Annotated in this window: 1 protein-coding gene; it reads left to right on the top strand. The window is 67.1% G+C overall.

The features are described from left to right. Nucleotides 1-252, top strand: a 252-nt coding sequence (gene paaB / locus DY468_RS24565; protein WP_164608229.1) for a 1,2-phenylacetyl-CoA epoxidase subunit PaaB, incomplete at its 5' end; no start/stop codon positions are given. Nucleotides 253-392: the final 140 nt, after the last annotated feature.

Genomic DNA, 392 nt, shown 5'->3' with positions numbered 1-392 from the left:
GAACTTACACTCTCTCCGTCGTCGGCAGCGTCAGATGTTTATAAGAGACAGGCCGACGCCACGCTGGCGCTGCAGGCCGCGCGCGACATCTACACCCGCCGCGGCGAAGGCCTGTCCATCTGGGTGGTGCCGTCGAATGCGATCACCGCGAGCGATCCCGCCGAGGCCGGCATGCTGTTCGAGCCGGCCGAGTCCAAGATCTATCGCCATCCGACATTCTACGAAGTGCCCGACGAAGTCGGGCATATGTAGTGAGCGGCTGTGCTGCAAGGCGTGCGCGACGAGCACGGCCTAACCTCTCCCCGCGTGCGGGGAGAGGTCGACCGGCGAAGCCGGGCGGGTGAGGGGGCGTCTCCAAGGAGCGGCGCGGTCGAGACCCGCCGACACGCCAC

The organism is Rhodopseudomonas sp. BR0M22 (assembly GCF_010907035.1).
GTDB lineage: Bacteria > Pseudomonadota > Alphaproteobacteria > Rhizobiales > Xanthobacteraceae > Rhodopseudomonas.
Note: the sequence above shows the minus strand (reverse complement) of the source record. Positions and strands in the feature narration are given on the sequence as shown.